Source organism: Bordetella sp. 02P26C-1 (assembly GCF_009763255.1).
GTDB lineage: Bacteria > Pseudomonadota > Gammaproteobacteria > Burkholderiales > Burkholderiaceae_B > Bordetella_A.
The window spans coordinates 233,856-246,672 of the sequence record NZ_WSJB01000022.1; the positions used below are offsets into that span (position 1 = coordinate 233,856).

Annotated in this window: 10 protein-coding genes and 1 pseudogene; 2 read left to right on the top strand and 9 right to left on the bottom strand. The window is 61.6% G+C overall.

Going from position 1 to position 12,817, the window contains the following annotated elements:
* Positions 1–143: 143 nt before the first annotated feature.
* The 9 genes from mnhG to GOQ28_RS13795 all read right to left on the bottom strand — a co-directional run bounded on the left by mnhG (position 144) and on the right by GOQ28_RS13795 (position 11,520).
* Positions 144–476: a monovalent cation/H(+) antiporter subunit G gene (gene mnhG / locus GOQ28_RS13755; protein WP_160356855.1), complete on the bottom strand. Its 333-nt coding sequence runs from the start codon at positions 474–476 to the stop codon at positions 144–146.
* A complete protein-coding gene (locus tag GOQ28_RS13760; RefSeq protein WP_160356856.1) occupies positions 473–754 on the bottom strand; it encodes a K+/H+ antiporter subunit F in 282 nt (93 codons plus the stop codon). Before GOQ28_RS13760 ends, mnhG begins: the two co-directional genes overlap by 4 nt.
* Positions 751–1,227, bottom strand: a complete 477-nt coding sequence (locus GOQ28_RS13765; RefSeq protein ID WP_160356857.1) for a Na+/H+ antiporter subunit E — start codon at positions 1,225–1,227, stop codon at positions 751–753. Before GOQ28_RS13765 ends, GOQ28_RS13760 begins: the two co-directional genes overlap by 4 nt.
* Positions 1,227–2,852: a monovalent cation/H+ antiporter subunit D gene (locus GOQ28_RS13770; protein ID WP_160356858.1), complete on the bottom strand. Its 1,626-nt coding sequence runs from the start codon at positions 2,850–2,852 to the stop codon at positions 1,227–1,229. The genes GOQ28_RS13765 and GOQ28_RS13770 overlap by 1 nt, the downstream gene beginning before the upstream one ends.
* Positions 2,849–3,193, bottom strand: coding sequence for a Na+/H+ antiporter subunit C (locus GOQ28_RS13775; RefSeq protein ID WP_160351532.1), 345 nt, complete (start codon positions 3,191–3,193; stop codon positions 2,849–2,851). Before GOQ28_RS13775 ends, GOQ28_RS13770 begins: the two co-directional genes overlap by 4 nt.
* The gene (locus GOQ28_RS13780; protein ID WP_160356859.1) at positions 3,193–6,096 is read right to left on the bottom strand and encodes a monovalent cation/H+ antiporter subunit A; all 2,904 of its coding nucleotides are present in this window, start codon (positions 6,094–6,096) and stop codon (positions 3,193–3,195) included. The genes GOQ28_RS13775 and GOQ28_RS13780 overlap by 1 nt, the downstream gene beginning before the upstream one ends.
* 267 nt (positions 6,097–6,363) lie before the next feature.
* Complete coding sequence (locus GOQ28_RS13785) at positions 6,364–9,006, bottom strand: AAA family ATPase (protein WP_160356860.1); 2,643 nt, start codon at positions 9,004–9,006, stop codon at positions 6,364–6,366.
* Positions 9,003–10,121: a metallophosphoesterase gene (locus GOQ28_RS13790; protein ID WP_160356861.1), complete on the bottom strand. Its 1,119-nt coding sequence runs from the start codon at positions 10,119–10,121 to the stop codon at positions 9,003–9,005. Before GOQ28_RS13790 ends, GOQ28_RS13785 begins: the two co-directional genes overlap by 4 nt.
* A gap of 70 nt (positions 10,122–10,191) precedes the next feature.
* Complete coding sequence (locus GOQ28_RS13795; RefSeq protein ID WP_160356862.1) at positions 10,192–11,520, bottom strand: D-amino acid dehydrogenase; 1,329 nt, start codon at positions 11,518–11,520, stop codon at positions 10,192–10,194.
* Positions 11,521–11,658: 138 nt separating this feature from the next.
* Here GOQ28_RS13795 and GOQ28_RS13800 point away from each other — a divergent pair, with 138 nt between their 5' ends.
* Together GOQ28_RS13800 and GOQ28_RS13805 are read left to right on the top strand one after the other, a co-directional pair.
* Positions 11,659–12,129: a winged helix-turn-helix transcriptional regulator gene (locus tag GOQ28_RS13800; RefSeq protein WP_160356863.1), complete on the top strand. Its 471-nt coding sequence runs from the start codon at positions 11,659–11,661 to the stop codon at positions 12,127–12,129.
* Positions 12,130–12,168: 39 nt separating this feature from the next.
* A pseudogene (locus GOQ28_RS13805) lies at positions 12,169–12,816 on the top strand (DUF502 domain-containing protein); the annotation flags it as partial.
* Position 12,817: the final 1 nt, after the last annotated feature.

A 12,817-nucleotide genomic window follows, 5' to 3' on the forward strand; every position in this document is an offset into this window, starting at 1 on the left:
CTCCTTCAGCTATGCTGGGCGGTGGCATGCCCAGTCAGGGTTTTACCTTATGCGAAAGGCTGGACCCCAGGCGCGACCCAAATGTTACAAACCCATCTGGCGGTTAATGAACCCGGGGTGACGTAGCACCCCGATACGATTCCTCAGTTCCGATCGAATTCGCCCTGTTCCCGGCGACGACGATAGATGGCGGCGCGCATCAGCAGCATCGCGGTGACGGGCGAGGACGTGAAAAGCAGCAAGGTAATCAGAATCTCGTGGATCACAAACCGATGCTGGCTAGCGGAAAACACCAGTATCGAGGCCACCAGCACACAAGCCGCCCCGAGCGTATTACCCAAGGTCGGCGCATGAATGCGCGATTTAAAGTCCTCGAACCGCAGCAGCCCGAATGATCCGATCAGCGAAATTGCCGCGCCAAATACCAGCAGCAAGCTGGCGGGGACGGCGGCCCACAACGGGATTTCCGGCATCATGGCTCGATCACCTCCCCGCGCAGCAGGAATTTCGACATGGCCGTGGACCCGACAAAGCCGAACAAGGCAATCAACAACGCGACGTCAAAGTACACCGAGGTGCCCGAACGTATGCCGAAAGCCAGCATGGTCAACATGCCATTGACATAAAAGGCATCCAGCGCAAGCACACGATCCTGTGCCGTCGGCCCGCGTACCAGGCGCACCGTCGCGCAAGCCATTCCCAACACAAAGCACAGCAGCGCAAAGCTCGCCGCCCAATACAAAACCTGGTTCATTGGAAAACCTCCATCAGCGTGCGCTCGTACCGCGTCTTGACCAGCTCGATCCAGAATTCTTCATTTTCCAAATCCAGCACATGCAGCGTTAAAACGTTGTTCGAGACGTCCACCCACACCGTCCCGGGGGTGTAGGTCAAAATGCAGCCCAACAGGGCGCGGCCATGCGGGTCGTGTAAATCAAGCGGAATGTGCACATAACCCGGCGTATACGGACGCCGACGCGCCAGTATCAGCCGAGCGACCTCGAAATTCGAGCGAATGATGTCGACCACCACCCGGCGCGCCAGACCAAACAAGAGCCACAGCTTATGAGGCCGGCTGCGCAAGGGCCGGAGGCGGCTGGAGGCATAGCCCAGCCAGAGTGCCAACACCAGGCCCACCACGACTTGCCCGGCCGACATGGACTCGTTGAGCAATAGCCATAGGACGAACAATACGGTCGGCAGCAGAACCTTGTACCAACGTCGCATCAGTGGCCTCCTACTGCGCGCGCCGGCTGGGCCGACATGACGGCGTCGATATAGAGCGAAGGCTCGTCCAGCGAGCGTGCCGCGTCATCCAGATAGTCCGACACCGGGTTAGCCGCCGCGACCAGCGCCACGCACAGCAGGATCAACAACGCCACGGGCCCAGCTTCCAAAACGCGCAGGCGCGGCGTCGTGCGCTCGTCGCTGCCCCAGAAAATCCGGATACCGGTGCGACCCAATGCCACGATCCCGGCCAGTCCGGCAGCGAGCACAGCCGCCACCAGTATCCAGGCATCCGCCGGTTGCGGCGAGCTATTGGCCTCGGCCACCGCGGCCGATAACAAGGAGAATTTCGCGACAAAGCCAGACAATGGCGGCAGCCCGGTCACAAGCAAGGAACAAGACACAAACGCCAGCCCCAGGAACGCCATCGCCGCGGGAATCGCCACACCGACCACGTCGTCCGAGCGATTCGGGGTCTCGGGATCATCCAGATCGAACAAGTCCAGCGTCACCGCCAACACATTCGCCCCAAAAGTCTGAGTACGTTCGACCAGCTCCACCAGCATGAAGAACGCTCCGGTCGTCAGCACGGAGCTGATCAGATAAAAGAGCGCCGGCCCCGTCAACCGCACACCCGGCATGCCCAGCGCGGTCAGCAGCGTGCCCGCCGAGATGATGACGCAATAGCTGACCTGCTGATCCAAACGCTGCGTCGCCACCAACCCGATCGAGCCAAAAATCAATGTTGCCAACCCCGCAGCAAACATCCAGTCCAGACTAAAGGCCGCCGGTGCCCCGGTAGGCAGCAGCAAGGAGCCGATGCGCAACAGCGCATAGATGCCCACCTTGGTCATGACGGAAAACACCGCTGCTACCGGCGCACTCGCAGCGCTATACCCGCGCACCAGCCAGAAGTTCAACGGCCATGCGCCGGCCTTGACCAGGAAAGCCAGACCCAGCACTGCCGCTCCGGCCTCGAACAACAGCCGGCCACTGCCCGTCAGCGTGCCTGCCCGGACAGCCAGATCAGCAAGATTCAACGTCCCCGTCACACCGTAAATGAGCGCGATACTGATCAGCAACAGGAACGACGCCACGAGGTTAACGGCGATGTACTGCAGTCCCGCACTGACTCGCGCCACACCCGAACCGTGCAGTATCAGCCCGTAAGACGCGGCCAGCAGTACCTCGAAAAACACAAACAGGTTAAACAGATCACCCGTCAAAAACGCGCCGTTCAGACCCATCAACAGGAACTGAAACAGTGAGTGAAAATGCACCCCGAGTCGATCCCAGCGGGCTAACGAGTAAATCAACGAGGCAAGCCCCAGCACCGCCGTCAGCGTCAGCATAATGGCCGACAGACGGTCGACCGCCAGCACGATGCCAAATGGCGCGGCCCAGTCGCCCGCCAGATAGACCCCCACTCCGTTGGGCCATACCCCCCAGGCACCGTCGGCCAACGCGAGCAGCAAAATGGCTGCCGCGAGTTGCGCGATATTTGAAACTAAAGCAATGCCCGCGCGCGTCCATCGACGCTTATCCGCCAATAACAACATCGCCGCCCCCGCGATAAGCGGGATGGCGATGGGATACATGGGCGCATGTTGCAACCAATCGATCAAGATTCCGACTCCCTGCCATCAACGTGGTCGGTGCCAGTCAACCCGCGAGAAGCCAGCAATACGACAAGAAACAAAGCGGTGGTGGCAAAACCAATCACAATGGCGGTCAACACCAGTGCCTGTGGCACGGGGTCTGCCATCGCGGCCGGGTCAGGCGTCACCGAGGGATCAATGACAGGCGGGCGTCCCACGGTCAGACGGCCCATGCCAAAGATGAAAAGGTTCACGGCATAAGACATCAAGGTCAGGCCCATGATGACCTGGAACGTGCGTGGGCGCAGGATCAGCCACACGCCCGATCCGGCCAACACGCCGATGGCGATGGCGTAGATGACTTCCATTAAGCAGGACTCCCGGATTCGGCGGCTGCCTGTGCTTCGGCGGCCGCTTTACGTTGCGCGCGCAAGGATTGGTGAGCCAGCGCGAGCAAGATGAGCACCGTGCCGCCAACCACCAACATATAGACCCCGAGATCGAAGAACAGCACACTGGATAAGTGCACATGGCCCACGACGGGTAAATGAATGTCCCACGCGATCGCAGAGAGGAACGGACGCGCGAAAAACCAAGCCGACAAGGCCGTCAGCCCCGCACACAATAGCCCGAGCGCGATCCAGTGCTGCGGGTTGAGGCGGCTGCGCGACTCGACCCAATACACGCCACCGACCATGTACTGCAAGATCACGGCGGTCGCCATCACCAGCCCGCCGACAAAGCCGCCGCCCGGAGAGTTATGCCCCCGCAATAACAAGTAAATCGAAATCAGCCCGGCGATCGGCAACAGGAACCGCACCAACACCGCGGGCAAGGCCAAGGCGTTATCGGGCAACAGCGCGTGAACATCGGGCGAGGCGACGGCTTCGTCCTGGTCACGTTGCTGACGCGGCAAGGCAATGCTCTCGGCTGGCGGACGGAATCGACGCAGCAAGGCATACACCGTCAGCGCCACGATACCCACGACCGTGATCTCACCCATCGTGTCAAAGCCCCGGAAATCCACCAAAATGACGTTAACAACGTTGGTGCCGCCGCCTTCGGGCAGCGCTTTTTCCACGAAGAATGATGCGACCGTTTCACCGGGGGGTCTAGTCAGGATCGCATATGCCAACGCCGCCAGCGCGGTGCCCGAGACAGCGGCAATCGCCAGATCTCGCACCCGCCGCGAGCGCGCGCGCAGACTGCCATCCTTGTCGCCACCTTCGATACGGCGCGGCAACCAGCGCAGGCCGAGCAACAGCAACACGACCGTGACGACCTCCACGGCGAGCTGCGTCAGCGCCAGGTCCGGCGCCGAAAACCATACGAACGTCAGACACGTCACCAGGCCGGCGCCACCGGACAAGATCAAGGCCGCCAGACGGTGGAATTTCGCCTGATACGCAGCGCCAACCGCGCAGATCGCGCCGACAATCCACAGCAACACAAACGCCGGGTCAATCGGCGTCAATGCCGAAGGCGCATCATTCCATTCCCCGCCATGTAACGGCAGCCACGCTACGAACAGCGCGCCGAGCACGATCAGCACCATCTGCACCTGCATCCGCGGTGAGGACACGCGATCGAGGACCCAGCTGGCGACGACCGACGAATAATCGATCAGGAATTCAAACGTGCGCCGGCCGTCAAAATGGTAGATAAACGGAACACGCCCGGGATGCCTGCGCTGACGCGCGCGCAGCGCCAGATACAGCAGTATCCCCGCCACCATCGCCACCACGCTCATCACCAACGGCAGATTCACGCCGTGCCAGACTGACAGGCTGTACTCGGGCATATCCGCGCCCAAAATACTGAAAGCAGCTGTATGCAGGAACGGGCCCACAGTCAGCCCGGGGATGATACCCACCAACAGGCACAGCAGCACCAACAACCCGCTAGGCACCAGCATGAAGAGCGGCGGCTCATGCGGCGCACGCGGCAAGTCTTCGGCCGGAGGTCCAAAAAATACCTGCAAGATAAAGCGCAAGGAATACGCCACGCTAAAGGCGCTGGCCACCACCGCCATCGCGGGCAGGCCGTATTGAATCATCGGATCGCCGCTCACGAATGTGGTTTCGGCAAAGAACATTTCCTTGGACAAGAAGCCATTGAGCAGGGGCACGCCCGCCATCGCCGCGGCCGCCACCACCGCCAGCGTCGCGGTGATCGGCATCGCGCGGCGCAAACCGCTCAAACGCCCCAGATCCCGTGTGCCGGTCTCGTGATCGACAATGCCCGCAGCCATGAACAGCGAGGCCTTGAACGTCGCGTGGTTGACCATATGAAAGATGGCCGCCACGAGACCGAGCGAGCTATTCATCCCCAACAGCAGCGTGATCAGACCCAGGTGACTGATCGTCGAATACGCCAGCACGCCTTTCATGTCCTGCTGGAAGATCGCCGCATAAGCCCCCAGCACAAGCGAACACAGACCAAGGCCACCGACAATCCAGAACCATTCGTCCGTACCAGCCAGCACTGGCCAAAATCGCGCGAGCAAAAATACCCCGGCCTTGACCATCGTGGCCGAGTGCAAATACGCCGACACCGGCGTTGGCGCGGCCATCGCGTTGGGCAACCAGAATTGAAATGGGAACTGCGCGCTCTTGGTCAGCGCGCCCAATGCCACCAATATCAGGACCGCGGGATACCAAGGATTGGCGCGGACCACATCGCCCGCCGCGAGGACCTTGTCCATGTCGTAGCTGCCGACGATATGCCCGAGGATCAGCACCCCGGCCAGCAAACAGAGACCGCCCGCGCCGGTGATCGTCAGCGCCATCCTCGCCCCGCGTCGCGCATCCTGACGGTGATGCCAATAAGCAATCAACATAAAGGAAGCGAGGCTCGTCATTTCCCAGAAGAGCACGAGCTGGATCAGATTGCCCGACAGCACCACGCCCAGCATGGCGGCCATGAAGGCCTGGAAAAACGAGAAAAACCGCGGGACGGGGTCTTCCGGCGACATGTAATACCGGGCGTACAGCACCACCAACGCGCCCATGCCCGAAACGATCAACGCGAACAGCCAAGCATAGCCGTCCATGCGCAACGCGAACTGCAATCCCAAGGCCGGCGCCCACGCCATATCCATACGCACCACGCCGCCATCGGCGACCTGAGGGTACAGGCTGGCGACCAAGAGGAATGAGGCTAACGCCGTGGCACCGGCGAGCCAGGCTTCGGCGTTGCGTGCGTTAGCAGGCAACAGCGCGGCACACAGGCTGCCTGCGAAAGGTAGCGCGAGAATCAGAATCAGCGACATGGTGTTCCGGGAGATCCGGCAGCCCGGTTCGCAATCGCGCACCAGATTTGTAGCCGGAGAGACAGTACGAAGATACAGGATCGGACGGGCATGGCAAGACACCTTGAGACGTGTCGAGGCCGCCTTCGCCGCACGACCGCGCATCCACCCGGAAAAATATCAGATTCTAGTAATCTGCGCATGACGACATAAGCGAATTTTGCTGAATTTGAGCGCCAAAGTGGAGATTTCGGCGGAATTTCGGACCAGTTTAGAGGTAACCGAACGTCACGCCGTCCGTACCAACGGAACATCTCGTATCGCTACTCCCATGTCTTGCCATGCCTCGCGATGGCAGGTAAAGAGCAGCACTTGGTGGCGAGACGCAACGTCGTACAGGGCTCGCTTCATCAGATCGCGCCGTTCAGAGTCCGCGTGGACCAAGGTGTCGTCCAACACCAATAAGGTCGGACGCCCGGCTTGCTGCAGCAGATCGGCATACGCGAATCGGGCCAGTACGCCCAACTGTTCGCGCGTGCCAAAGCTCAATGCGTCCAATGGTTGAGCAGCGTCGGCGTGTGCTGCGCGTACCAGCGCGTCTGGCCGCAGGCTGTCGTCCAGCCGCCACTGCGCACCCGGGAACAAGAGACCTACGTAATGGCGCAAACGTTGCGACAACGGCTCCAATAAACGGCGTGTCGCATCGTCGCGGCGCTCTCTCAATAATTGCCAGAGCAAGTCCAACGCTTGCGCCCGCGCAGCGAACTCATCGCGCCGGCGCGTCAGGCGTTGCGCCTCGGCCTGTGCTTGCGCGAGCCGCTCCCCTACTCCGTGTGCTTGCGCCTGTTCGAGTTTTCCCTGCAGTTGCAGCAGTTCCCCATGGCGCCGCTGCTGCTCGTCGCGCAACAATCGGGCAGACTGCTCGAAGCGGCGGGCGTCCTGTTCGATCAAGTCCGGCTGCAAGGCCTGCAATGCTGCCTGCGCCGCCTCGCACCGATGCGCCAAGGTGTCGCGCGTCGCGAGCGCCTGGACCAGCCGCGCGCCGCGCTGGCCGCGCTGTTCGGCGCGTGCGGGCGCGTCGAAGTCCGCCTGGCGGGCCTCGTATTGCGACTGCAAAAGCTGCGCCTGTGCTTGCTGCGTATCGCGCGCTGTGCGCGCGGCCGTGACGGCGCGCGTGAGGTGTTCGGCTTCGGCCTGAGCGGCTTGCAGCTTACGCTGGGCTTCAGGCAAATCCAGATCCGCCTGATCCTCGGGCAAACTGACCAACCGTGCGCGCTGCTGAGCCAGTCGATCTTGGGTCTGCTCCAAGTCATCACGCAGGCTTTGCACACCATCCGGCGCCTGGACGCGCAATGCGCGGCGGGCCATGTCCAGATCGCGTAGCACTTGTTCGTAAGCCGCCGCGCGCACCTCCGCCTGCGCCAGCGATTCCACGCCCGCTTGTGCCAACAAGGCGTTGCGTTCGATCTCCGTGCCCTCGATCGCGGCCAGAATCCCCGGCAAATCACTACCGCCGGGCTCGATGCGCAGCGTCCCCACGCCTGGGATGGGTATGTCGGCGGGTTCGCTAATCAGCACCTCGCCCTCGCCCGTGCGTTCCTGCCCCGCCAGCTGCAATGCTTGACCCGGCGCCAGTCGATGAACGACCCGGGTTGCACCCGCGTTACGTTGGATATGCAGTTGCGCAAGACGCTGTTCGACGGCTCGCAGCGCACGCACGACTTTGTCGTCGATATGAACCTGCGTGGCCTGCGCCTGTAGCGCTTGTACCTGCTCCGTCAAGCGTTCGGCTTGCGCGATGGCCTCGCGGGCAGTGTTCGATTGCTTATCTAGAAAGGCGATCTGCGTCGCGCACTCTTGACGTTGCGCGACCTGCTGGGCAGCGACCACGCGCGCCTGGGCCCGAGCTAGTTGTTCAGCCGCGACTTCTTGCTCGCGCAACGCCCGTTCCAGACGCTCTGCGGTCGGAGCCAGAGCGGCCGCCGCCGCTTCGGCCTCGACGCACAGTGCCTTCAAGGCAGCCTCATCCCGTTGATCGCGCTCGACCTGCTCGCGCAACAAGGTCAACGTATCGTTGGCCTGGGCTAACTCGCGCTGCAATGTGGCCAACGCCTCGCGTTCCCGGCCGATTTCCGCCAATCGCGCGCGGGCCTCTGACGCCCGTCGCTCCAGCGCCAGCCAAGGCTGTTCTTGCTCGGCCTTGTCATAATCGCGCCGCAGCGCGGCCAGACGATCGACATCGGCATCGAGCGCCTGCTTGTCCGCCGTGAGCGTGAGCACCAATTGCTCGGCCCGCGCCAACGCGTCTTCCGCGTCCTTGTACGCGCCCTTGGGACGACCACTGCGCCCATCGCGCAGCGCGCCCCTCTCGGCCTCGACCCGCGCGAAAAGTGAATCGCCATCGACCGCGCTCAACTCGCCGGTCAACCGGGTGAGCGCTTCTCTGACATGCAGTTGTGCGTGAGCGACGGGATCCAGCAAGTTCTGCCCCTCGCCCTGCGAAATCCAGAGTAAACCGGGGATGCCGCCGTGCTCGGGCCGACTATTGCCTTTGGCGGAAAATTCAAATCCCAACAGCCCCGCCAACGCATTCTCGGCGGATTCTCCCTCGTGACGCTCGGCGCCACCATCGATCAGCAATTCGCAGCGCGCCCGGCTCAGGAACGTCTTGCGCAGCACATACTCACGCCCATCATGGGCGAATGCAATTTCCACGGAAGGACGCGCCCCGCTTGACCCCCACGGCGCCAGATCCGCAACCTTGGTGGTCTTATAACGTTCAAGAAAGGCGGCGCGGATGGCGGTGGCAAATGTGCTTTTGCCCGCCTCATTGGGACCCGCAATGACGTTCAGGCCTTCGGCCAGATCGTCCAGAACGACAGGCTCGCGAAACTTGCGGAATTCCTCGATAGCGATTCGGTGCAGCCTCATGCGGCCTCCGAATGCTCGCGCTGGAACTGCACCAGCAGTCTTAACGCATGCCGCGCGGTGTGCGCCTGCACGGGATCTTCCTGTAGGGCTTGCAGCTGAGCCGCCACCTCGGCGACATAGCCGCTCGCGCCCAACGCCGATAAATCCGCCTCGCCGGGCATCAACGACAGCTGTTCGCTGTCGAGCAGCACCGCACGACTGCGCGCGGCGGCGCGCTCGATGGCTTCTTGCAGCGCATCCCAGGCGTGCAGCGGCAAATGGCCGCTCAATTCCAAACGCAGGACGTCCTGAGCGCCGATCTCTTGCAATCGGTGCGCAAGCACTTCGGCATCCGAGTCCAAAGTCAACGCCTCGCTCCACAGCGACCACCGATAGCGCCCCACGGGCACAATCTGTACTTCGGGTGCGGCGCCGACACCGTGTATCCGCACATCCAGCACATTGCCGTTATCGTTGGACCGGAATCGATCTGGCTCCGGCGTGCCGGCGTACCAGATACGGGCATCGATTTGCAGCGTGCCATGCCAATCGCCCAAGGCCAGATACTGCAGCTGCGCGCGGCTGGCGCGATCGGCGGCGATGGGGTTGGCGGAGTCAATACTGTCTGGCAGACGACCTGTCACGCTGCCATGCGCCAAGCCAACGCGAACGCGACCCGGCGGCGTTTCCATGCCATCAAAGACCGCCGTGGTGTCGTCATAGGTATGACGCTGCGTAAGGGGCGCGGCCAACACCGCGAGATTCTGTTGTGGCAGGTCGATCACCCCCGGACACATCGGGATATGAACGTTATGCCCGATGCACCCAAGCTGGTGGGCACGCGACCACACGCTATCGATCAGCGCTGCGTCATGATTACCCGCGATCATGACCCATGGCCCCGCATACGCGGACATGGCATCGAACACACGCCGGATACTTCGATCCGACACGGCCTGCGTGTCGAACACATCGCCCGCGACCAGCACGGCATCCGCGCGTCGCTCGGCCGCCAGCGTCGCGATCCGGCCGACGACCTCGTAGCGCGCCTCGGCCAGCATGGCCGCATCGTCCCCATCAAACTGGCCGTATTGCCGCCCGATCTGCCAGTCGGCGGTATGGATGATATGTGTCACGAGATCCCTGAGTGTGCCTGCATCATGGCGGGATTGTGGCACAACATCAGGGATAACGAGGATACGTCTATTAACTCGATGCGGGCTGGCCGGAGGTACGCTGCCCTTCACCTAGCCGGGTGCCTGATGCGGGCGAACGCGTCTTGGCATATCGCGATATGGCCAGATCGTCGGCCCGTATCGCCGGAGCCTGCCCGGTAATCAGATCGGCCAGCAGCTTGGCTGATCCGCAAGACATGGTCCAGCCAAGCGTGCCATGCCCCGTATTGAGATAAAGGTTCGAATAACGCGTCGCGCCGATAATCGGTGTACCGTCCGGCGTCATCGGCCGCAGTCCGGTCCAAAATTCGGCGCTCGCCACATCACCCGAGCCGGGATACAGATCGTTGACCACGAATTCCAGCGTGCGGCGCCGCTCGGGATTCAGCCGCAAGTCAAACCCTGCCAGCTCGGCCATGCCGCCGACGCGGATACGATCATCGAATCGTGTGACGGCGACCTTGTAGGTTTCGTCCAATACGGTGGACACCGGGCCGGCCTGCTCGTTGGTCAACGGGATGGTCAACGAATAACCCTTGACCGGATACACGGGCAGATCCAGCCCCAGTGGCGCAAGGAAGTCGCGCGTATAGCTGCCAAAGGCCGCCACATACCGGTCAGCGGTCAACACCTCCTCGCCGACCCGCACGCCAGTGATCTGCCCGTGCGCAAAGTTGAGGCCAGAGACAACCTGCCCATAGCGGAACCGCACACCCTGAGAGGCGGCCAGTTGCGCAAGTCGTTCGGTAAACAGGCGGCAGTCGCCGGTTTCGTCATTAGGCAGGCGCAAGCCACCGGTCAGTTTATGCGCCACATTGGCCAGGGCCGGTTCGGCGCTGTGCAGGCTTGCGCTGTCGAGCAACTCGTAGGGAACGCCGCAGGACTCCAACACCTCGATATCGCGCTGGGCCGCTTCATATTGGTCGCGCGTGCGAAAAAGCTGCAGCGTCCCGCGCGTGCGCGCCTCGTACACGATGCCGGTGTCCTCGCGCAGGGCCTTCAGGCAATCGCGGCTGTATTCGGCCAGGCGCAACATGCGCGCCTTGTTAACGGCGTAGCGGCTGGCGGAGCAATTGGCCAGCATGGCAGCGAGCCAACGCCATTGATATAGCGTGCCATCGGGCCGGATCGCCAGGGGCGCGTGCTCTTTCTGAAACATCCACTTCAGTGCCTTGAACGGAATGCCCGGCGCAGCCCAGGGTGTAGAGTAGCCCGGTGACACTTGGCCCGCATTGCCGTAACTGGTTTCGCCGGCGCTGGTCGGCTGACGGTCAATCACGGTGACTGTCGCGCCCTGTTGGGCGAGGTAATACGCCGTCGTGGTGCCAATGACGCCACTACCCAAGACGATGACGTGCATGTTTTCCCCTATATAACAGGTGTCATATAAACAAACGCATAGTCTAGGCGTGCAGCGCTAGTGAAAAGCACTAAAATCCAGCGACCATTTTGGTGTTTTTGCTAAGGCAGGTAGGGAATTAAGCCCACCTAAAGTGAAATGCGCGAGCTCGATCGTATTGACCTGAAAATCCTGGATATTCTGCAGCGCGAGGGCCGTATTTCCATCACGGAGCTTGCCGAGCGCATCAGCCTGTCGGCCACGCCGTGTTCGGAACGCGTCAAGCGGTTAGAGCGCGAGGGTGTCATTACCGGCTATCATGCGCGCGTCAATCCCTCGGCGCTGGGCCTGAATCTGCTGGTGTTTCTCGAGATCAGGCTATCGGCCAAATCGGGCGATGTTTTCGACAAGGTCAAACAAGAGCTGCTTTATGTACCAGAGGTGATGGAATGCCATCTGGTGTCGGGCGAGTTCGATTATCTGGTCAAGGCGCGTCTGACAGAGATGAACGAATATCGCCGCCTGCTCGGCGATATTCTGAAGCGACTGCCTGCCTCGGCCGAGTCCCACAGCTATGTGGTCATGGAAGAGATCAAGGAAACCTTATCCCTGCCTGTGGCGGGTCACTAGAGGCCTCACCCCTGTATGCAACCCAAAAAGTATCCCTTTATGGCACGGTTGTCGCGGTATTTTTTCCTCGGCCTGATCACGGCCCTGCCGATTGTCCTGACGCTGTATGTGCTGTTTATTTTCCTGGCCTGGACGGAGCGCGCGGCCTTGGCGTTCTTGGGTCCGTTCATTGGCGGGTTTTATATTCCGGGCATGGGGCTGGCGCTGGGAGTGCTCGGTATTCTGTTGATCGGATACTTGGTCTCTAAAGAGCGCGTTCAACGTATCTTTTACTTCCTGGAGATGCCTTTCACGAATATTCCCGTCGTGAAAAGCATTTATTCCTCGCTCAAGAGCTTCGCCGATTACTTTACGCCCAATGCAAAATCGGACACGCAGCATGTGGTGGTGCTGCGTATTCCTGGCCAGCCGCTTGAACTCGTCGGCCTGATCACGCGACGCAATACCGAAGGGCTACCCGAGGGGTTTATGCAAGGCGAACGAGTGGCCGTGTACCTGCCCATGGGTTACATGATTGGTGGATACACCGTCTTTGTGCCGGCCGAATGGGTGCAGCCCATCGATATGTCGGTGGAAGAAGCCATGCGGGCTTCGCTCATCGCGTGGATGGCGCGCGCCCCGGGAGAACCTTATACCCCTCCCCCGGCCCCTGCTCCGTCACCGGAACCCACTGAGACTGCGGCTCCTG